Annotated in this window: 21 protein-coding genes; 16 read left to right on the top strand and 5 right to left on the bottom strand. The window is 48.2% G+C overall.

Annotated elements, in window-relative coordinates:
* Nucleotides 1–61: 61 nt before the first annotated feature.
* From ykzS to NFR98_RS06775, 5 genes are all read left to right on the top strand, one after another.
* Nucleotides 62–256, top strand: a complete 195-nt coding sequence (gene ykzS / locus NFR98_RS06795) for a protein YkzS (protein WP_026683819.1) — start codon at nucleotides 62–64, stop codon at nucleotides 254–256.
* A 394-nt stretch (nucleotides 257–650) separates the two neighbouring features.
* Nucleotides 651–917 carry a phosphocarrier protein HPr gene (locus NFR98_RS06790; RefSeq protein ID WP_013858895.1) on the top strand — a complete coding sequence of 89 codons (267 nt, stop codon included), beginning with the start codon at nucleotides 651–653 and terminating at the stop codon, nucleotides 915–917.
* On the top strand, nucleotides 917–2638 hold the full coding sequence (gene ptsP, locus NFR98_RS06785; protein ID WP_026683821.1) for a phosphoenolpyruvate--protein phosphotransferase: 1722 nt from the start codon (nucleotides 917–919) through the stop codon (nucleotides 2636–2638). Before NFR98_RS06790 ends, ptsP begins: the two co-directional genes overlap by 1 nt.
* Before the next feature lie 338 nt (nucleotides 2639–2976).
* On the top strand, nucleotides 2977–3762 hold the full coding sequence (locus NFR98_RS06780) for an SDR family oxidoreductase (RefSeq protein WP_014095628.1): 786 nt from the start codon (nucleotides 2977–2979) through the stop codon (nucleotides 3760–3762).
* A 135-nt stretch (nucleotides 3763–3897) separates the two neighbouring features.
* Nucleotides 3898–4761: an NAD(P)-dependent oxidoreductase gene (locus NFR98_RS06775; protein WP_014095627.1), complete on the top strand. Its 864-nt coding sequence runs from the start codon at nucleotides 3898–3900 to the stop codon at nucleotides 4759–4761.
* Between the two features lie 256 nt (nucleotides 4762–5017).
* On the opposite strand, the gene NFR98_RS06770 is transcribed toward NFR98_RS06775, so the two are convergent.
* Nucleotides 5018–6172, bottom strand: coding sequence for an aminotransferase A (locus tag NFR98_RS06770; protein WP_026683822.1), 1155 nt, complete (start codon nucleotides 6170–6172; stop codon nucleotides 5018–5020).
* A 239-nt stretch (nucleotides 6173–6411) separates the two neighbouring features.
* Here NFR98_RS06770 and NFR98_RS06765 point away from each other — a divergent pair, with 239 nt between their 5' ends.
* Nucleotides 6412–7314, top strand: coding sequence for a chemotaxis protein (locus NFR98_RS06765; RefSeq protein ID WP_026683823.1), 903 nt, complete (start codon nucleotides 6412–6414; stop codon nucleotides 7312–7314).
* Nucleotides 7315–7445: 131 nt separating this feature from the next.
* Here the strand turns inward: NFR98_RS06765 and NFR98_RS06760 are convergent, their stop codons facing one another.
* Nucleotides 7446–7913: a YkyB family protein gene (locus NFR98_RS06760; RefSeq protein ID WP_017552159.1), complete on the bottom strand. Its 468-nt coding sequence runs from the start codon at nucleotides 7911–7913 to the stop codon at nucleotides 7446–7448.
* A 175-nt stretch (nucleotides 7914–8088) separates the two neighbouring features.
* Between NFR98_RS06760 and NFR98_RS06755 the strand changes: the two genes are divergently transcribed.
* The 10 genes from NFR98_RS06755 to NFR98_RS06710 all read left to right on the top strand — a co-directional run bounded on the left by NFR98_RS06755 (nucleotide 8089) and on the right by NFR98_RS06710 (nucleotide 19472).
* Nucleotides 8089–11205, top strand: coding sequence for an MMPL family transporter (locus tag NFR98_RS06755; RefSeq protein ID WP_026683824.1), 3117 nt, complete (start codon nucleotides 8089–8091; stop codon nucleotides 11203–11205).
* A 257-nt stretch (nucleotides 11206–11462) separates the two neighbouring features.
* Complete coding sequence (locus tag NFR98_RS06750; protein WP_014095622.1) at nucleotides 11463–13142, top strand: putative bifunctional diguanylate cyclase/phosphodiesterase; 1680 nt, start codon at nucleotides 11463–11465, stop codon at nucleotides 13140–13142.
* 166 nt (nucleotides 13143–13308) lie between these two features.
* Nucleotides 13309–13524 carry a hypothetical protein gene (locus NFR98_RS06745; protein WP_014095621.1) on the top strand — a complete coding sequence of 72 codons (216 nt, stop codon included), beginning with the start codon at nucleotides 13309–13311 and terminating at the stop codon, nucleotides 13522–13524.
* Between the two features lie 131 nt (nucleotides 13525–13655).
* On the top strand, nucleotides 13656–14420 hold the full coding sequence (gene fadH, locus NFR98_RS06740; protein WP_026683825.1) for a 2,4-dienoyl-CoA reductase: 765 nt from the start codon (nucleotides 13656–13658) through the stop codon (nucleotides 14418–14420).
* 22 nt (nucleotides 14421–14442) lie between these two features.
* Complete coding sequence (locus NFR98_RS06735) at nucleotides 14443–15351, top strand: acetamidase/formamidase family protein (RefSeq protein ID WP_026683826.1); 909 nt, start codon at nucleotides 14443–14445, stop codon at nucleotides 15349–15351.
* Between the two features lie 337 nt (nucleotides 15352–15688).
* Nucleotides 15689–15940, top strand: coding sequence for a YkuJ family protein (locus tag NFR98_RS06730; protein ID WP_013858910.1), 252 nt, complete (start codon nucleotides 15689–15691; stop codon nucleotides 15938–15940).
* A gap of 167 nt (nucleotides 15941–16107) precedes the next feature.
* Nucleotides 16108–16554: a cyclic-di-AMP-binding protein CbpB gene (gene cbpB, locus NFR98_RS06725; RefSeq protein WP_013858911.1), complete on the top strand. Its 447-nt coding sequence runs from the start codon at nucleotides 16108–16110 to the stop codon at nucleotides 16552–16554.
* Between the two features lie 69 nt (nucleotides 16555–16623).
* Nucleotides 16624–17514, top strand: coding sequence for a transcriptional regulator CcpC (ccpC, locus tag NFR98_RS06720; RefSeq protein WP_071646891.1), 891 nt, complete (start codon nucleotides 16624–16626; stop codon nucleotides 17512–17514).
* Nucleotides 17515–17575: 61 nt separating this feature from the next.
* Nucleotides 17576–18286 carry a 2,3,4,5-tetrahydropyridine-2,6-dicarboxylate N-acetyltransferase gene (gene dapD, locus NFR98_RS06715; protein WP_014095617.1) on the top strand — a complete coding sequence of 237 codons (711 nt, stop codon included), beginning with the start codon at nucleotides 17576–17578 and terminating at the stop codon, nucleotides 18284–18286.
* A 67-nt stretch (nucleotides 18287–18353) separates the two neighbouring features.
* Entirely contained in the window at nucleotides 18354–19472 is a 1119-nt protein-coding gene (locus NFR98_RS06710) for an N-acetyldiaminopimelate deacetylase (protein WP_014095616.1), read from the top strand.
* Nucleotides 19473–19509: 37 nt separating this feature from the next.
* Here the strand turns inward: NFR98_RS06710 and yhfH are convergent, their stop codons facing one another.
* From yhfH to NFR98_RS06695, 3 genes are all read right to left on the bottom strand, one after another.
* A complete protein-coding gene (gene yhfH, locus NFR98_RS06705) occupies nucleotides 19510–19644 on the bottom strand; it encodes a protein YhfH (protein ID WP_013858915.1) in 135 nt (44 codons plus the stop codon).
* A 457-nt stretch (nucleotides 19645–20101) separates the two neighbouring features.
* On the bottom strand, nucleotides 20102–21769 hold the full coding sequence (gene rnjA / locus NFR98_RS06700; RefSeq protein WP_014095615.1) for a ribonuclease J1: 1668 nt from the start codon (nucleotides 21767–21769) through the stop codon (nucleotides 20102–20104).
* A gap of 4 nt (nucleotides 21770–21773) precedes the next feature.
* Nucleotides 21774–21980: a DNA-dependent RNA polymerase subunit epsilon gene (locus tag NFR98_RS06695; protein ID WP_013858917.1), complete on the bottom strand. Its 207-nt coding sequence runs from the start codon at nucleotides 21978–21980 to the stop codon at nucleotides 21774–21776.
* Between the last annotated feature and the right edge of the window lie 25 nt (nucleotides 21981–22005).

Below are 22005 nucleotides of genomic sequence, written 5' to 3'. Positions count from 1 at the left end.
CGCGAAAGCAAACAAGTAGGCGGCAGGAAGAATGTGGTACAATACCGGGTGGGGTGGTCGTATGTTGGAAGAAGAAATCAGACAGGAAATCAACCGGCTTCGCAACAGGGAAATCGAAGAATTATTCGTCAGCCGTGAAGATTTTATGGACTTCCGGAAAGTGCTTATTGCCGAGGAAGACTTTAAACATTTTAAGGGCATTGCCTTGCGCGGCGGGAATGTCCGCTATATTTATTTGGACGAGCCGGAAATCTGACTGGGGCATGCATAATTTTGTGCATTTTTAAGCAAAATGAAGTCAACTCTGATGATTGTTTTATTTGGAAAGGCATGTTATTCTATTACGGGGATTTTGTTTTTCCCGCACTGTGCAATATTTGTCATTTTTTTGATCCGGCCGGGGACATGCGTGTTCCCGGTTTCGGGCGAGGCGTGTTTTTGGCACGGATGGGCCGCGCGGACTTTGAGGGAGCAGCCTGCTGAATAACCGGGGATGAACGGTGTTTGCAGGTACCCGGCATCGCTGCGGTTTTTTTCAACCCTCGTTTGCAAAATTTGTCATTTGTATGAAGATGGTTGATAAATATTGACGAAAAATGTACAGTGCATTATTTTTAGAACTATATTATAGAAAAGGAGTCGTTCTACCCATGGCTGAAAAACAATTTAAAGTAACAGCAGATACAGGAATCCACGCACGTCCTGCTACATTGCTCGTACAAACGGCAAGCAAATTCGATTCAGATATCCAATTGCAGTACAAGGATAAGAAAGTGAACCTGAAATCGATCATGGGGGTTATGTCCCTTGGAATCGGCAAAGGCGCCGACATTACCATTTCTGCAGAAGGCAACGATGCACAAGATGCATTGAACGCTTTAGCTGAATTAATGAAAAAAGAGGGTCTGGGCGAATAATGTCAACCATTTTAAAAGGTATAGCAGCATCCAACGGGATTGCCATCGCAAAAGCATATCGTCTGGTAGAACCGGATTTGTCTTTTGAAAAAAGGTCTATCCAGAATGTTTCGGATGAATTGAAACGCTTTGATACTGCTGTGTCTGAATCCAAGTCTGAACTGCAGGCGATCAGGGAGCATGCAATGAAGGCGCTGGGGGCGGACAAAGCAGCGATCTTTGATGCCCATTTGCTCGTTTTGGAAGATCCGGAACTGTTGACGCCGGTCCAGGACAAAATCAGGGATGACCAGGTCAATGCGGAATACGCATTGAAAGAAGTTGCGGATATGTTCGTGACCATGTTCGAACAAATGGACAACGAATATATGCGCGAACGTGCAGCGGACATCCGCGACGTGACAAAACGGATTCTGGCTCATCTGCTGAAAGTGGATATTCCGAATCCAAGCATGATCTCGGAAGAAGTCATTGTCATTGCTGAAGACTTGACCCCTTCTGATACGGCGCAGTTGAACCGCCAGTATGTAAAAGGTTTTGCAACAAATGTCGGCGGGCGTACGTCCCACTCTGCGATCATGGCGCGTTCTTTGGAAATTCCGGCAGTCGTCGGGACGAAAACGGCGATCCAGGATATCCAAAACGGCGACCTTGTCATCGTGGACGGCAGCAATGGCGATGTCCATGTGAATCCGACACCTGAAGTGGTCGATGAATACAAACAAAAGCAGGAACAATTTGAACGGCAAAAAGCCGAATGGGCGAAGCTGATCAATGAAAAATCCGTTTCGAAAGACGGCCATACGGTTGAACTGGTTGCCAATATCGGCACCCCGAACGATCTCGACGGCGTAATCCGGAACGGCGGGGAAGGCGTCGGCCTGTACCGTACAGAGTTCCTCTATATGGGCAGGGACGAGCTTCCGTCAGAAGAAGTGCAATTTGAAGCCTATAAAGCGGTGCTTGAAGGCTTAAAAGGCAAGCCGGTTGTGGTCCGTACGCTTGATATCGGCGGCGACAAAAAACTGCCGTACTTGCCGCTTCCGGAAGAAATGAACCCGTTCCTCGGCTTCCGTGCGATCCGCTTGTGCCTGGACAGACAGGATATTTTCCGCACCCAGCTGCGTGCATTGCTCCGCGCGAGCGCATACGGCAACCTGAAAATTATGTTCCCGATGATTTCCAATCTGGATGAATTCCGCAAAGCAAAAGCGATTCTTTTGGAAGAAAAAGAAAAGCTTATCCAGGAAGGCGTGCAGGTTGCAGATCATATCGAAGTCGGCATTATGGTTGAAATTCCTTCCACTGCCGTAATGGCTGATTTGTTTGCAAAAGAAGTTGATTTCTTCAGTGTCGGCACAAACGATCTGATCCAGTACACGATGGCTGCAGACCGTATGAACGAACACATTTCGTATTTGTACCAGCCGTATAACCCGGCCATTTTACGCCTTGTGAAACGCGTCATTGACGCGGCGCACAAAGAAGGCAAATGGGCCGGCATGTGCGGCGAAATGGCCGGAGACGAAATCGCTATTCCGATTCTGCTCGGCCTCGGCCTTGATGAATTTTCAATGAGCGCTTCTTCGATTTTAAGGGCCCGTTCCCAAATCAGGAACCTGAATAAGGCTGATATGGAAAAACTGGCAGAAGACGTTTTGAACCTCACAACGAACGAAGAAGTAAAAGAACACGTGAAAAAAGTTCTTTCAAAGGCATAAAAAAAATTTTTCAAAAACAGGTTTAGGGGCGAAGGAAGCGGGTATATGTAAACCATCCCAGCATTAAGGGTAGTATTATTGGTATCCAGTATTGTTACAATACCGGATGTATATCGTTTCTTTCTCATTTTTCCCCCTATTTTTGCCGAGTGGCTTTGCCATTCGGCTTTTTTTTGGATTGCGCTTTGGCGGAGCGCACATCAAAATGCCGGATATCCATTTTTAACGGAAAAATGGTGGGGAAGCCGGTTTGAAGCTTTATCGTGTATGGATGGGGAAAAATCGTTTATAATGAAGACAGGATTTTGTGAACATAAGATTTCGGGGAGGGATTTTGAATGGATTTAGGGTTGAAAGGAAAAGCCGCCCTTGTTGCCGCTTCCAGCCAGGGGCTTGGGAAAGCGGTAGCCAAACAACTTGTAATGGAAGGCGCGGATGTCCTCATTACAAGCCGGAATGAAGAAAAACTGCAGGCGGCAAAAGAAGAATTATCCGCTTACGGCACCGGAAAAGTAGCGTATATCCGGGCAGATATTACCCATCCGGAAGATATTCGCGCCATGGTACAAAAAGCACGGGATACATTCGGCAGACTGGATATACTGGTCAACAATGCAGGAGGACCGCCGGCCGGAAGTTTTGAAGATATGGCGGATGAAGACTGGCAAAAATCATTCGAACTGAATCTGCTTTCGTACATACGCATCATCAGGGAAGCATTGCCACTTTTAAAGAAAAACGGCGGCCGGATCATCAACATTGCCTCTTCATCCATTAAGGAGCCGATCCCGGGGCTGATTTTGTCGAATACGTTCCGGACGGGCATTGTGGGGCTTTCGAAAACGCTGGCGGAAGAATTTGCCCCGTACCAAATCCTTGTGAATACGGTCGGCCCGGGCAGAATTGCAACGGACCGGATCGTCCATCTTGACAAAGTGACAGCGGAGAAAACCGGAAAATCGATGGAAGAAGTCCAGGCAAAGGAACTGGAGTCGATTCCGCTCGGCAGATACGGCGAACCGGACGAATTCGGGAAGTTTGTTGCGTTTCTGGCTTCGGAAGCCAATTCCTATGTTACCGGAAGCAGCTTCCTGATCGACGGCGGAAAAGTCAAATCGATTTAATTTGCCAGGTTTAAAGCAGATCATGCGGGGTATAAAATAGAGGAAAGATTGTTTTCTTCCTTGTACCCCCATGTTTGCTTTTGGCCTGCTGTGATGCAGGCTTTTTTGTTTATTTGCGAAAAAGGGGGACCCAGGATGAAAAAGATCGGATTTATCGGGCTAGGCGTAATGGGCCGGAGCATGGCGCAAAATTTGCGGAATGCAGGATATCCGCTTTTTGTCTATAACCGGACAAAAGAAAAAGCGGAGCCACTTCTCAAAGCAGGAGCCGAATGGTGCAGCACGCCGGCAGAAACGGCTGCAAAATCAGATATCGTCATTACGATGGTCGGCTATCCGCACGATGTGGAAGAAGTGTATTTCGGGGAAAACGGGCTGCTTGGCGCGGCGAAAGAAGGAACGATCCTGATCGATATGACCACTTCCACGCCGACCCTTGCCAAAAAGATTGATGAAGCGGCTAAAGCGAAACAGGTGAAGGCGCTTGATGCACCGGTTTCCGGTGGCGATATCGGGGCGCAAAAAGGCAATTTGACGATTATGGTAGGCGGCGACGAATCGGTATTTGAAGAAGTAAAACCGGTTTTTTCCGTACTCGGGGAAAATATCGTGCTGCAGGGCGGCCCGGGATCCGGCCAGCATACCAAAATGTGCAACCAGATCGCCATTGCCTCCAATATGATCGGCGTGACAGAGTCGGTTGTGTATGCGAAAAAAGCAGGACTCGATCCGGAAAAAGTGCTCAAATCTATCAGCGCCGGGGCAGCCGGGAGCTGGTCAATGTCCAATCTTGTTCCGCGCATGCTTGCGGGCGATTATTCCCCGGGCTTTTTTATCAAGCATTTTATTAAAGACATGAAAATCGCCCTTGATGAAGCGGAAAAAATGGGGCTCAACCTGCCGGGGCTTGCGCTCAGCAAAAAATTATATGAAGAACTGGCCGCAAAAGGTGAAGAAAATAGCGGCACACAAGCATTGATTAAATATTGGTCCAAGTAAAGTTTGCCCGCCGGCATATGCCGGCGGGCTTATTTTTTATGCTGGCGGGATCATCCTGGCCGGGTCATATGCCCATGTTCCAGCAAATTTTGTTAACACGGGAAGCCGTTATGGTTTAACGCAGGCTTCTCTCTTTATGGCGAACGCGGCGCCAGCAAGCCAGCAAGGAATGAAAATATATTTCATTTTCAGCATAACACCCATTGCCCATGGAATGCGGTACCGGCGGAAAAATGAAAATCAGCCGGCGCATATTTCAGGATAGATTTGCAACAAACTTTTCCATGCGCGCAAGCCCTTTTTCAAGTTGATCCATGCTGCATGCGTAAGACATCCGGAACCAGCCTTCGCCGTACTTCGAAAAAGCGCTGCCCGGGACAACCGCGACTTTTTGCTGTTTTGCCAGATCGAGCGCAAAATCGAAAGAGGACCGCTTCAACGCTTCCGGCACCTTTGCGAATACGTAAAAAGCCCCGTCCGGTTTCACATACCCGATGCCGATCTCATCCAGCCTCCTGCATACATAGTCTCTCCGCTTTTCATATTCCTTTTTCATGGCGTGCGCGTCATCGATGCCGGCTGTCAGCGCTTCAAGCGCCGCCATCTGGGAAATAGAAGGCGCGCACGACACATTATATTGGTGGACTTTTAAAATATGCTTTGTGAGCCATTCCGGCGCAAACACGAAGCCGATCCGCCAGCCGGTCATCGAGTGGGACTTTGAGACGCCGTTAATGACGATGGTCTGCTCCGGCAAAAACGAAGCAATCGAGACGTGCTGCAGATTGTACGTTAGCTCGCTGTAAATTTCATCGGCCAGAATGAAAATATCACGGCCGCGGAGCAGGTCTGCAATTTCCTGCAATTCCGCCTTTTCGAGCGTAACCCCTGTCGGATTGGAAGGGTACGGCAAAATGATGCATTTCGTTTTTGCTGTGATAGCCTGGCGGATGAGATCCGCGGTTAGCTTAAACCGGTTTGCCCTTGTGTCCACGTGCACCGGAACGGCTCCCAACAGGCGGATGGCCGGTTCATACCCCGGGTAAACGGGCCCGGGCAGGATGACTTCGGAACCGGGTGTCAATACGGTTCTGAGCGTAATATCGATCGCCTCGCTGGCGCCGATCGTGACAATGACTTCCGTTTCCGGTTTATAAGACAGATTGTATTTCGTTTTTACAAATTGTGCTGCAGCCTTGCGTAAAGCAAGGTCGCCGGCATTGTGGGTATACGTTGTCTTATTTTCTTCAATGGCGCGGATCCCTGCTTGTTTGACATGTTCCGGCGTTTTAAAATCGGGCTGGCCGATTGTAAATGAGACCATGTCTTCGATTCCGGCAACCATGTTTGAAAACTTGCGGATGCCGGATATTTCAATCTCCCGCACATGCGGGTTCAGTAAATGTTCCAAAACCGGTTTCCTCCTCTTTCACGAATTGCTTTTCATTAAATATGTATGTCCTGTTCTTCTTCATCTTACCACGCTTGCACATTTGTGAAAAAGCAATCTTTTCCGTTTGCCCTTTTAGAGGTGAAACATTCTGGTCCATCTGCCGATATAATTCATGTGGGCAAATATTGAGAATCGGGCAGTCTGCAAAATGCTCCGCGCCGGATTTTCATACGTTTTAGAACGAGGGGGCAAAAAAAATGAGTCTAGAGCACGAGATTTTACTGGAAAGCGGCACAAACGAAGTTGAGATCGTAGAATTTTCTGTCGCACAAAATCATTACGGCATCAATGTCATTAAGGTGAAGGAAATTATCATGCCGGCTGCGGTTACCACCATTCCGCACGCCCATCCAAATATTGAAGGCATTATCCAGCTGCGCGGGGAAATACTGCCGGTTGTTAATTTGCGCAAAGTACTCGGGCATCCGCCGGAAACGGGCGAGGATGACAAATTTATCGTGACGGAGTTCAACCAGCAAAAAATTGTCTTTCATGTGGACAATGTTTCAAAAATCCACCGGTTCTCCTGGGATCAAATTGAAAAACCGTCCGGGATGTATGCGGGCACCGATACACAGGTGATCGGCGTGATCAAGAAAGAAGACATGATGATTTTGCTGCTTGATTTTGAAAAAATGATTGCGGAAATCAACCCGGAAGCCACGATCCGGGTGGAAGAAGTCAAAAAGCTTGGAAAGCGGGAGCGGAACAATAAACGGATTGTGATCGCGGAAGATTCCGGCCTGCTCAGGGAATTGCTCCGCGATACGCTACTTGAAGCCGGGTATGAACAAATTGCGTTTTTTGAAAACGGGAAAGAAGCATTCGAATATTTATCCGGGATTGCAGAAAGCGGAAAAGAGATTAAAAATGAAGTCCAGCTTGTGATTACGGACATTGAAATGCCGCAAATGGATGGACACCATTTAACGAAAAAAATAAAAGAAGATCCTGCATTAAAAGTGCTGCCGGTTATCATCTTTTCGTCGCTGATCACGGACGCATTGAGGCATAAAGGGGAAATGGTCGGCGCCGATGCCCAAATCAGTAAACCTGAAATCAACCAGCTTATCCTTGCGATGGACGAAAAAGTGCTGTAAACGCAGAAAAGCCCCCGGCTAATCGCGGAGGGCTTTCCTGTATGGTTGCGTATCGTGATTCATCTGGAAGGGGTCTTTTACCCGGTTTTGCAAACGGATTTTCCCGTTATTTGGTTTGCGCTTATTGCGGCTTAGAAAAAGGAGTCACCCAATTTTTTAAAAACCGGTTTGCAATTTTTTCTGCCGGTGCGGGGCTGCCCCGGATGCTGTTGTTTTTCCGTGAGCCCAGTATACTGCTCGAGCAACTGCTTAGCCTGGCTTAAAGGCATGCGGCATTTCGGGTTCCTTGTTTTATGGTCCAGGTATCCGAGATGGGGGAGGTTTTTAAAATCGTCTTTTGACGGCGGAATATGGAATGTATAATCACCGCACTTTACAAGCACATCAGACTGCTGCTGGCTGTACTTCGGATGCTCGGAAAAGTGTAGCCCGACTTTCAGTGCTTTCCCTTCCCGGATCATTTTCTCAAGCGCTTTTTTCTTTAAAAGGTAAAGAAATTTTGGATTGGTTGCGGTTTTCGCATGGCGATTGACCGTGAATACAGCATAAGAGAGGTTTTCGATTGTAGGTTGTAATGGAGCAGGTTTATGCGAATTCAAATAGAGAACTCCTTTCATTTTTAATCATATTATTTTTTAGTCAATTATACTACTTTTCGTTTATTTTGGAAAGAAAGCAACATGAAAATGTCCATTTTTTTACATACTTCTGCGGCCGTTTGTTTTATAATGGTTCAAGAGTGACGTGATCACAAGCTTGGGAGGAAACCAGTTCATGAAGCGATTGGTGCAGTTGAAATGGATTGTTGTTTTAGTATGGGCATTGATCAGCATTTTATTGGCATGGAAAGCGCCGGCAATGGAACCATTAGTCAGGGAAAAAGGCCAGATTAAGGTTCCGGAAGGTTATGCCTCGCAACGGGCGGCTGAAATCAAAAGCCGGCACCAGCAGACAGAAAACCACGGTACAAGCGTCATCATCGTGTTCCATGACCGGGTAAAAATATCCGGCCATGAGATGGGGCATATCCGGAGCACACTTGAACGGCTGGAAAAAAATAAAAAGCAATATGCGATTACGGGCTTAACAACCCATTTTCGCGAGCCGGCCCTTAAAAGTGAGCTTGTCTCCAAAGACGGAAAAACGGTGATGGCCATTGCCAGCATGGATCCGGGCAAGAAGTCTTTTAAAACAGTGCGCGCGGCTTTGCAGAAAGCGGTAAAAACGCCGGGCGTCGAGGTGATGATGACCGGCAACAGGCTGATCAATGAAGATGTCACGGACAGCTCACAGGCGGGCTTGAAAAAAACAGAAGCGATTACGATTGTTTTCATCCTGGCCGTCCTTGTGCTCGTGTACCGTTCAATCGTCGCGCCGCTCATCCCGCTATTAACGGTCGGGCTTTCTTATCTTGTCAGCCAGTTTATCGTTGCGATACTCGTCGACAAGCTTGATTTTCCGGTTTCAAATTTTACGCAAATTTTTCTCGTTGCTGTTTTGTTCGGGATTGGTACGGATTATTGTATTTTGCTGCTCAGCCGCTTTAAGGAAGAACTGGCGGATGGCAAAGAAACATTGCCGGCCATTCTTGCGACTTACCGTTCGGCCGGGAAAACGGTGCTGTTCAGCGGCATTGCCGTCCTGATCGGTTTTGCCTCGATCGGGCTTGCCAGTTTTAAGCTGTACCAATCCGCTTCTGCCGTTGCGGTCGGGGTAGCCGTTTTGCTGCTTGCCCTGTTTTCGATTGTGCCGTTTTTTATGGCTGTGTTAAAGAAAGGGCTGTTCTGGCCTGTGCGCGGGGACATTTCCCACCATGAAAGCAAAATTTGGGAACGGGCCGGCCTTTTTGCGCTGGCAAGGCCGTTTCTTTCCCTTGCGATTGTGGCGGTGATCATGGTTCCGCTATTGATCAGCTATAACGGAAAGCTGTCTTTCAATTCTCTCGATGAACTCGGGGACAACTACGATTCCGTAAAAGCGTTCAACATCATTGCCGAAAGTTTCGGCGCCGGGAAAGCAATGCCGGCCGAAGTCGTCCTCGAGAATGATGAGCCTGTTAAATCAAAAGACTATCTCGCTTTAATCGAGAAAATCAGCGCTGATCTGGATAAAGTCCCGCATGTTGCACAAATTCAAAGCGCGACAAGGCCGGACGGTTCGGTAATGAAAGAAATTTATGTCAAAAACCAGGCCAAAACATTGGGTGAAGGGCTGGAAAAAAGCCATAACGGCATTCAGAAAATCAAATCAGGATTAACGGGGGCATCCGGTTCCCTGGAAAACGCCAAATCAAAGTTTAAAGAAGCAACCGACGGGATCGGGGAGCTGGAGGCCGGTTCAGAGAAAATCTCAGCCGGCATGGGGAATCTGTCAAACTCGCTCAGCCGGATTGAAGAAGGCATCCAGAGCGGTTCGGCGGGCGCGGACGAACTGAAAAGCGGGGTAAAAAATGCCCAGCAGCAGGCAAAGGAACTGCAGTCCGGTTTTAACCAGCTGTATGGAAAATACCAGCTCGTCCAGTCTGGCATCCGCCAGTTTATCAGCCAAACGGACCAGTTGCCGGCTGATATTCCGAAGCAGGTCAGCTCCCTGCAAGCGGCTTACCAGGCGTTTTTAAAAGATAATCCGGAAGCAGCGAATGACCCGCAATTCCAAAAAGTGCAGCAGGCGATGAATGAGCTTGGGCTCGGCGCCGGTAATGACAATGATACCATTGTCAGCCTGTACAGCCAGATTGATGCCGTCACAGCAACATTGGAAAGCGTGGACGCAAAACTTTCAGCGATTTCAGCCGGGCTTGGCCGCTTTGCCGATGGGTTTACGCCGATCATCAACGGGCTTGATCAGCTTGAAACCGGTTTGAACCAGACCGCAGCAGGCCAAAACGAAGTGATCCGGAAAATCCCGGCACTGCAAAAGGGGCTTCAGGGGATCGCGGACGGCCAGGCACAGCTGAAAACCGGCCTCACGACGTTTGGAACCCATATGAATCAGCTTTCCGATGGTCTTGATAAAAGCGCAGCAGGACTCGGGAAAATCGAATCCGGGTTGTACGATGCCGGTTCTTATCTGAATGATTTGGCAGATGAAACAAGTATGGAACAGTCCGGCATTTATATTCCGGATGCCCTGCTTTCAAATGCGGATTATCAGAAAGCGCTGGGCCATTATATTTCGAAAGACGGAAAAATGGTGACTTTTCATCTGATATTAAATGAAAACCCGTACTCCAACAGGGCAATGGCTGATATTAGTCATATCAACCGGGCATTAAAAGACGCCGTAAAGGGGACAAAATTAGAAAATGCCCACATCGGGATCGGCGGCGTGTCAAGCATCAACCGCGATTTGGATAAGATGTCGAAAGCGGATTACACGCGTACCGTCACTTTTATGCTGATCGGGGTGGCCGCCGCGCTTTTGATTTTCTTGCGGTCGATCGTCATGCCGCTCTATTTGCTGGCGTCCCTTCTTATCACTTATTTTGCATCTGCCGGTTTAACGGAAATCATTTTTGTCCATCTGCTCGGCTATCCGGGTATCAGCTGGGCGGTGCCGTTCTTCGGTTTTGTCATTTTAATCGCGCTCGGTACCGACTATTCCATCTTTTTAATGGAACGGTTCAATGAATACCAGCATTTGCCTGCAGAAGAGGCGATTTTGCTTGCCATGAAAAAGATGGGGACCGTCATTCTTTCTGCAGCCATCATTCTTTCCGGCACTTTTGCGGCTATGATGCCGTCCGGCGTTTTATCATTGCTGCAAATCGCCACCCTGACACTTACCGGGCTTCTGTTTTATGCCTTGATCATGCTGCCCTTGTTTGTGCCGGTGCTTGTAAAAATGCTTGGGAAGGCAAATTGGTGGCCCTTTATCGCAAATCAGAAGTAAAAAAGGGGCAACAAGTGAGCGACGGGCGGATCACTACCGACGGAAAAAGACAAAAACCGGGAGTGGCGGGACCCGGCAAATGGATGGCCGGCCTAGAAGGAAAGCAACGGCCGCGGATTTCCCGGCCGCACTTTCCGCCCCGGTTTTTTGTATTTTAACTATGCTTTTCGTACATTTCTCTGTAAAATAGAAATATACTTTCACCTGAGTTTTTCAGCGTCAGCAAGCATTTTCTTGATCAGAAAAAGGATGATATTATGGACAAATCGAAAGCTGAAGGACAAACAAAGAAATTCCAGGAACTGCCAATCGATGTTTTTTTCAGCCGCGATTTTCTTTCCAAGCTTTCCGAGACGGTCAGTGTTTTGAAAGTGGAGAACGGGCCGGCGTTTAAGTTTGTTTATGTGAACAAAGAAGAGCAGATGGAAAAAACCGGAAAATTTCTACAGGATGTCCTCGAGGAAGAGGAAGCCGCCCGGTTTGAATATTTTTGCCAAACTGCGCTGGAAGATAACAAAGCTGTCGACTTCATCCATCATTCGGATGCAAGGCGCATCCTCCATACTTCTTTGGCCGGCATGAACGGCGGAGAGTGGGTGATTGCCATTACAAGGGATGTGACAGCACTGCTGGATGGCGAACGGATGCTTCCGGATGCACGTACATATCAGCTTGACCCTTTAACAGGCCTTTGGAACAGGCACGCTTTGCTGGATCGGTTGAACAGGAAAACGGCGGAAGCAAAAAAAGGCGCGCCCCATCCGGCTGTATTATATATCGATCTTGACCGTTTTAAATATTTTAACGATATTCTTGGCCAGCATGTCGGCGATGAAATTTTAAAACGGATAGCCATCCGCCTGAAGCAGCTTCCCTTTTCGGATTACGAAGTGTACCGCCAGGGCGGCGATGAGTTTATCGTGCTTACGGCCGGGTGCTCACGGGAAGAAGTGAAACAAATGGCGGAACAGATCCTGGCGCTCTTTTATGACCCGTTTAAAATTGAAGGGGAAGATTATTTTTTGACGCCGTCCGTTGGCATCAGCCTGTTTCCGGAAGACGGCGAAGACGGGGAAACGTTAATCAAACATGCGGACACGGCTCTTTTTAAAGTGAAGGAACGGGGGAAAGGGCATTTCCTTTTTTACAGCAAAAAAATGGATGCCGACTTCCATAATTATATTTTGATGGAAGCCCATCTCCGCCGCGCCATTGAAAAAAACGAGCTGGCCGTCCATTATCAGCCGCAAGTGCAGCTCGATACGGGCAAAATTAAAAGTTTTGAAGCCTTGTTGAGATGGCGCAACCCGAAATTCGGTAATGTCCCGCCTTTGAAGTTCATTCCGCTTGCAGAAGAAACAGGGCTGATCACTTCAATCGGCGCGTGGGTGATCGATCACGTATGCGCGCAAATTGCACAGTGGCGGCAAAAAGGGTGGGCCGGTTTCCGGGTCGCTGTGAATATATCCCCGAAGCAGTTTCTTGATCCCGGCCTGGCCGGACTTATCGGAAGAACGCTTGAAAAATACAAGCTGCCTGCGTCCGTGCTTGAAATTGAAATTACGGAAGGCGCAATGGAAGATAAAGGCCATATTTTAAAAGTGCTTAGTAGCCTGAAAGAAATGGGGCTGACGATATCGGTCGATGATTTCGGAACCGGGTATTCTTCTTTGAACTATCTTAAAAAATTTCCGGTTGACATTTTAAAAATTGACCAGTCTTTTGTCCGGGAACTGGAAAACAGCCAAAAAGATGCGGCCATTACAAAAACGATCATTCACCTTGCCCACCAGCTCGGGCTTGAAGTCGTCGCGGAAGGGGTCGAGGAACAAGGACAGGTGGAGTTTTTGCAATCGGCCCGCTGCCAGAAAGCACAAGGTTACTTCTTCAGCCGGCCTGTCCCCGCCGAAGAAGTGGAAAAGCAGCTGTTTGTGTAAAATCCGTCCGGTTAAATTGCAAAAACGTATTTTCTTTTCCCCTGACTAATGGTACATTGTATGGTATGGTATAGAAAAAAGAATTTCACCAAGACGGCTCTTTCTATCGTTTTCGGTGCCAGCCGGAATCCGGGCCGCATTTTTGGACACGGAAGGAGCGTTCAAAATGAGCGAAAGAATGGACATGATTTTTATCCCGGCTGAGGCTGGATATATTAAAGTTTACGTTTTCGGTTTTTTGCGTGACAGTGCCTGGGGGCAGGCGTATGCGGAATATAACGGCCTGACGGTTGTGGTAAAAGGCTATAACCGTAAGAAAACGATCATCCGGGCATTAACGAAGCTGCATGAGTCCTTATTAAAAATAAAAAAAGATTCTTAGTTTCATACGCCCTGGAAGCACTTGGGCCGGGGCACTGGGATCGTTTGCGACGGTATCCGGCAGCTTGCCGAATCCGTTGATTTTTTTATATATAATGAATGGCTGTTCATTCATGAAAGGGGAGAAGGTTGATGAAAGAAAAAGTTGTCATCGTAACAGGCGGTTCAAGCGGAATGGGGAAGGCAATGGCGGCCAAATTTGCGCAGTCAGAAGCAAAAGTGGTCATTACAGGAAGGGATGAGGAAAAATTAAAGGCAACAAAAGCGGAACTGCTCCGTTACCATTCTGATATTCTCACGGTGCAAATGGATGTCCGGAATCCGGAAGACGTCCAGCGAATGGTGGAAGAGACAGACAAAAAATTCGGACGCATTGATTTCCTTGTCAATAATGCCGCCGGAAATTTTATCTGCCCGGCGGAAAAATTATCGGTAAACGGCTGGAATGCGGTCATCAATATTGTCTTAAACGGGACATTCTATTGTTCACGGGCGGTTGGAAACTACTGGATAGAAAAAAAGATCAAAGGGAGCATCCTCAATATGGTCGCCACCTATGCCTGGGGGGCAGGAGCCGGCGTTGTCCATTCTGCAGCGGCAAAAGCGGGTGTGTTATCCTTAACACGTACGCTTGCGGTGGAATGGGGCAAAAAATACGGCATCCGCGTCAATGCGATCGCGCCCGGCCCGATTGAAAGAACAGGCGGTGCGGGCAAGCTGTGGGAATCGGAAGAAGCGGCAAAAAGGACATTAGACAGTGTCCCGCTCGGACGGCTCGGAACGCCGGAAGAAATTGCCGAACTTGCTTTTTTCCTGTTCTCGTCCCATGCTGCCTATATCAATGGAGAAGTGATTACAATGGACGGCGGCCAGTGGCTGAATCAGCATCCTTTTTAAACGGCCGCGAAAGGAGCGGATCATGCAGCAACTGAAAAAAGAACATTTTATCACCCATTTTTCAGCGGAAAACAAGCCGGCTTACAAAGTCCGGCTGAACGAAACGTTTGCCGTGGAGACGTTTGATTGCTACGGCGGAAAAATCACATTGGAAACCCAGCTTAGGACGGAAGTGGACATTCCCTTTATCAACCCGGCGACAGGCCCGATTGAGATTGAAGGGGTTAAAAAAGGCGACATCCTTTGTATCAACATTCAAAATATCGAGCTGGATGAAGCCGGTGTCATGGTGCTTTACCCTGGGATGGGGGTGCTCGGCGAGGATGTAAAAGAAACCGATACGCGCATCATCCGTGTGAAAGACGGTCACATCCAGTTTAACAGCCAGCTTCAATTTCCGGCTGCCCCGATGATCGGCGTTATCGGCGTTGCCCCGGAAAAAGGCGCGGTGCTTTGTGAAACACCCGGGGACCATGGCGGCAATATGGATACGAGATGGATCACAACGGGGTCGACATTGTACCTTCCCGTTTTCCATGATGGTGCCCTGCTTGCGCTCGGCGATCTTCACGCCGCAATGGGGGACGGGGAACTGGACGGTTCCGGCGTGGAGATTGGCGGAAAAGTCACCCTGCAATGCACGAAACTGGCCGGCGCGCCCGCTATCGGCATGCCGGCCGTTGAAACCGACCGCGCATGGTTTTTGATTTCATCGGCAGAAACCGTGGAAGCGGCGACGAAAAAAGGGATGCGAGCGGCTGCAAACAGGTTCCGGGCTGCTTTCGGGCTTGGGTTTAATGACGCCTACAGGCTGTTGAGTGCCACATGCTCCCTAGAAATCAGTCAGATTGTAAATCCGCTTGTGACGGTCAGAATAGCTGTGCCGAAAGCTGTTTTGCCCGATTTGTTCGCGCCGGGCCCTCTGCTTTAAAAGCAGGACACTGAAAAAGTATTCAAGAAACGGTGAGACACTCTGGATGAGCGGTGTCTCGCCGTTTTTATGTTTTCTTTTCAATTTTTTGGAGCGGCTTCTTTTAAAACAGGAGTTTTTTCTCCGGGACAAATCGCAAAAATGTTACAAGGTCTTCCCCGATTTCGGATAAAATAAGGACAGAAACGGCACAAAATGAAAAAATTTGCCGCCGCTCCCTTTTCTAAGCGAAGGTTTTACTGTAAAATTCGAATGGGACAGGTTATCATTTGTGTGAATAAAAGGGTGAATGCCGGCATCCAAAACCGGTACTCACGTTCGTTGAAAGGAGTCCATTATGTCTCAATTATTAGGTATTATCCAAAGACTGCAGGCGATGCAGGAAGCAAAAGATACAGGGGAAGTCCAGCAACGGCGTTTTGAAGTGAACGGCAAGGCGCTCTGCCAGGTGAAATTTTTCCCGCAGACCGGAACGTTTGAACTGGAAGTATTCGATGGGCAAAAACACGCCAGCAAGTACCAGTTTGACGATCTGGATATTGCTGCCATCGAAATTTTTGATATCGTCCAGGAAGGCTCTGACAGTTAAAAAATTTTTTCGCCCGGCACAAAGCCGGGCGTTTTTCTTTCGTCAACCAAGTCCTGTTTATGATAAAATAGTAGTGATCCATCATGCATCAACGGCAAACGAAATAAGCATCTCCTCTTGAAGGTTTTTGTACCTGAAAATACGGAAGAAAAGGAGATTTTTGCAAGATGATTTCATTGCAGAGCCAGGAATTTCTTGAACCGAAAATCATGGATTTTATGATCCCGTCTGAAAAAGTGGCCCATGTGCAGGTTGGGAACAGCCTGGAACATGCTTTGCTCGTGCTGACGAAAAGTGGGTATGCCGCTGTTCCGGTTTTGGACGCCAGCTACCGACTGCACGGCCTGATCAGTTCCGCGATGATCACCGATTCCATTTTGGGGTTGGAACGGATTGAGTTTGAAAAACTAGGCGAGATTAAGGTGGAACAGGTCATGAAGGCGGACATTCCACGGCTGAATGTGCATGACAATTTTGAAAAAGCGTTGCGCTGGCTTGTTGACCACAATTTTTTATGTGTTGAAGACGATGAAGGATTTTTTGCCGGCATTTTTACACGGCGTTCGCTTCTGAAGGAATTGAACCATCATATTCATAAATTGAATCATTTTTAGCGGTGGCACCGCGCAAATGGCTGCGCGGTCCTTTTTTCCATAAACCAAAGAAAACGGATTGGGGTTAACATGAATTTTTCGGAGTGTCAGTTACTGTCTGTTTTAGCACAGGAGTTAAATATGCGGAAGGCGGCTGAACGGCTGTTTGTGTCGCAGCCCGCCTTGTCGCAAAGGCTGCAGTCGATTGAAAAGCAGTGGGGAGCGCAATTGTTTCTCCGCACGCAAAAAGGGTTGATCATAACGCCTGAAGGGGAACTGGTCATCCAGCTCGCCAACGAAATGCTCGAAAGGGAAGAAAATGTGCGGGAAGCCATCCGCACGCTCGACTCAAAAGTGTACGGAACATTAAAAATCGCCTGCGCCACGATCGTCGGCCAAAACTGGCTGCCGAAAGTACTGAAAACATTCGTTGAAAAATATCCGGAGGCAAAAATCTCGCTTGTTACGGGCTGGAGCAGTGAAATTTTGCGGTCCATTTACGAAGATGAAGTCCATATCGGCATTGTCCGCGGCTTGAATGAATGGAAAAGTACGAAAATCCATTTGTTTGAAGATCCGCTCTTTCTTGTAGACCAGGAAATTGACACCCTTGAAAAGCTGCCGGCTGCCGACCGGCCGTTTATCCAGTTTAAAAGCGATTCGAATTATTATCAGGAAATGATGGACTGGTGGCACCGCGAGTTTCAAACTTCCCCGAAACAAACAATCGTAGTAGACCAGATCGAAACGTGCAAGCAAATGGTTTTTAACGGTATTGGCTATGCGATTTTGCCTGCGATCACGCTGGACGGGGCGGAAATCCGCCATCTGCACAAAATTCCGCTCGAAGGGGAAGGCGGGGAGCCGCTGAAACGCGACACATGGCTGCTCGGTTATGACGCCGCGTTTCAATTGAAGCAGGTCCGTGCTTTTGTAAAAGTGGTGCGTGAATTTATTGCGGCGCAGCCCCATATCCTTTAAAATGAAACATATGCGCAAATGATCACATTTACGTGCGAATCTGCTGTCAGGAGGCATACATATGGACATGATGGATGCAAATGAAATCATTTCATTCATAGCAAACAGCAAAAAATCAACACCTGTAAAAGTATATGTGAAAGGAAATGTCGAAGGCCTTGATTTCGGTGAATCAGCCCGTGTTTTTGCAGGCGGCGGCATGGCTGTCGTCTTTGGTGAATGGGAAGAGATTTCGGCCGTGCTGGAAGCAAACCGTGGCAAAATCGCGGATTATGTTGTGGAAAATGACCGCCGCAACTCGGCCATTCCGCTTCTCGATTTAAAAGGAATCAACGCCCGCATTGAACCTGGCGTCACGATCCGTGACCGTGTGGAAATCGGCAATAACGCCGTCATTATGATGGGGGCCGTAATCAATATTGGCGCCGTCATTGGAGAAGGCACGATGATCGACATGAACGCCGTTTTAGGCGGCCGTGCAACAGTCGGGAAAAACTGCCATATCGGAGCGGGCACCGTGCTTGCCGGGGTCATTGAACCGCCTTCTGCGAACCCGGTTGTCATTGAGGATGATGTATTAATCGGGGCGAATGCTGTGATTCTGGAAGGCGTACGCGTCGGAAAAGGGGCGGTTGTGGCAGCTGGTGCGGTCGTCACGCAAGATGTGCCGCCACATACCGTTGTTGCGGGCATTCCGGCAAAAGTGATCAAAGAAATTGACGAAAAAACAAAATCCAAAACCGAAATCATGAAAGACCTCAGAAATTTGTAAGCCGGGGACGGGTGCCAAAAAAACGGTGCCCGGCCTTTTTTGCCATACCGGAAAGGAAGGACTGGATATGGAAACGAATTTGATTGCCATCAGGCGGGATCTGCACCGGATTCCCGAACTCGGATACAAGGAGCATAAAACACAGCGGTACATCCTTGATTTTATTTCGCGTTTGCCAAAAGGCCATCTTGAAGTGAAAACATGGAAAACCGGGGTGCTTGTAAAAGTAAAGGGGACCTGCCCCGAAAAAAAGATTGGTTACCGGACGGATATAGACGGCCTGCCGATCAAAGAAGAGACAGGGTTCCCGTTTCAATCGGAACACGAAGGAAACATGCATGCGTGCGGTCACGATTTTCATATGACGATTGCACTCGGGATTTTATCGCATTTTGCAAGCCGGCCCGTTAAGGATGATCTGATCTTTATTTTTCAGCCGGCAGAAGAAGGGCCTGGCGGGGCGAAAGCGATGCTGGAAGAAGTGCTGCACGATGAATGGCAGCCGGACCTTGTGATGGCACTCCATGTTGCGCCGGAATACCCGGCTGGTACGGTGGCGGTAAAAAAAGGGCTGCTGTTTGCCAATACATCTGAACTGTATATTGACCTGGAAGGAAAGGGCGGGCATGCGGCCTATCCGCAGCATACAAAGGATATGGTGGTGGCGGCGGCCCATCTGGTGACCCAGCTCCAGTCTATTATCTCACGCAATATCGACCCGCTCGACAGCGCAGTGGTGACCATCGGGAAAATCACCGGCGGCACGGTTCAAAATGCAATCGCGGAACATGCACGCCTTGAAGGGACGATCCGCACGTTATCGAGCGAAGCGATGGAAAAAGTGAAGCACAGGATTGAAGCACTCACAAACGGGCTTTCGGCCGGTTTTGAGTGCCGGGCGGAAATTGATTACGGCTGTAATTATTACCAGGTGTTCAATCATCCGGAAGAGACCGCCCGCTTTATGGATTTTGTCCGAAGCTACGAGGGGGCGCACCTGCATGAATGCAGGGAGGCTTTAACAGGGGAGGATTTCGGTTATATGTTGAAAGAAATCCCCGGCTTTATGTTCTGGCTCGGTGTCGGGTCACCATACGGGCTGCACCATGCCAAATTTGCGCCGGACGAACGAGCGCTCGAGACAGCTGCCGATTTGATGATAGCCTATATTTTATCGTTGCAATAAAAAAGAAGGGGATTTCCCCTTCTTTTTTATTACGGCGTTATTCTTCTTTTTTGGAAAGGCAATGGTCGCATTCCAGCATGTATGATTCTGCTTGTTCTTCAATCGGCTGACCGCATTCAGGGCATTGTTTCGCAGGCAATGTTTTAAAAAATTCAACTGGGCTCATCATCATTTTTCATCCATCTCCTTTTTCGTGTTTGGATTTTTAGGTTGTTATAAAACCATTCAATGATGCTGCGACAGCCGGGCCCGGGCTGGTGTCAGCAAAAGCATGTTTTATAACAACAAATCATTTATCCTTCTGTTATAATACAGTATATACCCTGAAATTTGTTTTGTACAGTACTTTTTGCAAAAAAAAATAAAAAATTCTTTTCAAGCGGATGGATAAAATTGGAAACGTTTCCTCTGCAAAACGCCGGCCGGATCGGGTACACCGGTTTGGCGCGCCTTTTTCAAACAGACATACAAAAAAGCACTATGCTAACGGGGAGGACACTGAAAAAATGTGTTTTAAATTTATTTATACAATGCAAAAAAACGGCGAGACACGATGAATGGTGGTGTCTCGCCGTTTTTCGTTTTCTTTTGGACTTTTCAAGTGGGCTTCCTGACGGGATCCCCTTTTTTTAAACTTCCATAATAATCGGCATAATCATCGGCCGGCGTTTCGTTTTTTCGTATAAAAACGGCGCCAGCGTATCCGTAATTTCATTTTTGATTTCGGCCCATTGCGTCGTTTTCCGTTCCATCACTTTATTCAAGTGCTTTGTGATGATCGTTTGCGCTTCGTTGATCAAATCGCCGGATTCACGCATGTACACAAAGCCCCTTGAAATAATGTCAGGGCCGGATGCAATTTTAAACTCGTTCATATTGATGGCCACAACGACAATGACGAGCCCTTCTTCAGAAAGGATGCGGCGGTCGCGCAAAACAATATTGCCGATATCGCCAATGCCGCTCCCGTCAATATAGACAGAGCCGGATGGGATTTTGCCAGCAACTTCTGCGGTGTCATGACCGAGCGCCAGCACTTCCCCGTTATCCATGATAAAGCAGTTTTCTTCCGGGACGCCACAGTCGTTGGCAAGCTTGGCATGCATCCTGAGCATCCGGTATTCACCGTGGATTGGCATAAAATATTTCGGTTTGATCAGCCGCAGCATCAATTTCTGTTCTTCCTGACCGCCATGGCCTGATGTGTGCACATTGTTCAAAGACCCGCTGATCACATCGGCGCCGGCGCGGTACAGCAAATTAATCGTCCGGTTGATGCTCGTCGTATTACCCGGAATCGGGGAGGAAGAAAAAACGACGGTGTCGCCCGGTTGGATCTGGATCTGCCGGTGCGTGCCATTTGCAATTCTGGACAGAGCCGCCATCGGTTCGCCCTGGGTACCGGTACAAAGAATGGTAACCCGGTTGGCCGGCAGACGGTTCAATTGTTGTGTGTCAATAAACGTATCTTTCGGGGCACGGATATAGCCGAGATCACGGCCGATTTCAATCGCCGCTTCCATACTACGCCCGAACACGGCAATTTTCCGACCCGCCAAAACAGCCGCTTCCGTCATCTGCTGCAGGCGGTGGATATTGGAGGCAAAGGTTGCAAAAATAATCCGTCCGTCTACTTTCCGGAAAATATCCTGAATGCTTTCCCCGACACGTCGTTCAGACATCGTAAAATGCGGCACTTCGCTGTTTGTGCTGTCGGACAAAAGGCAAAGCACGCCTTCTTTTCCGATTTCGGCCATTTTCGTTAAGTTGGCCGGCTCACCCACTGGTGTAAAGTCAAACTTAAAGTCGCCGGTGTGCACGATATTGCCCGGCGGCGTTTTGACGACGATGCCGTAAGAATCCGGAATGCTGTGCGTCGTCCGGAAAAACGTAACAGATGTTTTCCGGAATTTAATCACATCGTCTTCTTTAATTTCAATCAGCTTTGTCTGCCGGAGAAGGCCGTGCTCTTCCAGCTTGTTCCGGATAAGGCCGAGTGCAAGCTTCCCGCCGTAAATCGGGACATTGATCTGGCGCAGCAAATACGGAATGCCGCCGATATGGTCTTCATGCCCGTGCGTAATAAACAGGCCCTTAATTTTGTCCGCGTTTTTCACGAGGTAGGTATAATCCGGGATGACATAGTCGATTCCGAGCAGTTCATCTTCCGGAAATTTGATGCCTGCATCAATTAAAATGATTTCATCTTGAAATTGTACGCCATAAGTATTTTTTCCGATTTCGCCTAATCCGCCGAGGGCGAAAACCGCTGTCTGGTCATTTTTAACAAATTTCATACAGTTACTCCGTTAATTTAAAATTTTCCTGCTGCTTTTCGTATTCAAGATATTTTCCCTCAAGCAGCTGAATGTATTCAATGTTGATTCGGCGGTCTTTCAACTTTTGGCGTACTTCCCTTTCCGATCCGGCTTCAATATAGAACGTCTTCGTGTTTTCCCGGACAGGAATCTCTTCAGGATTTTCCTGGTAATACACTTTGTAAATCATGATTAATCTCTCCTTGCTCCGTTTT

The sequence above is a fragment of the Weizmannia agrestimuris genome, from assembly GCF_943193165.1.
Classification (GTDB): Bacteria; Bacillota; Bacilli; order Bacillales; family Bacillaceae_C; genus Weizmannia; species Weizmannia faecalis.
Note: the sequence above shows the minus strand (reverse complement) of the source record. Positions and strands in the feature narration are given on the sequence as shown.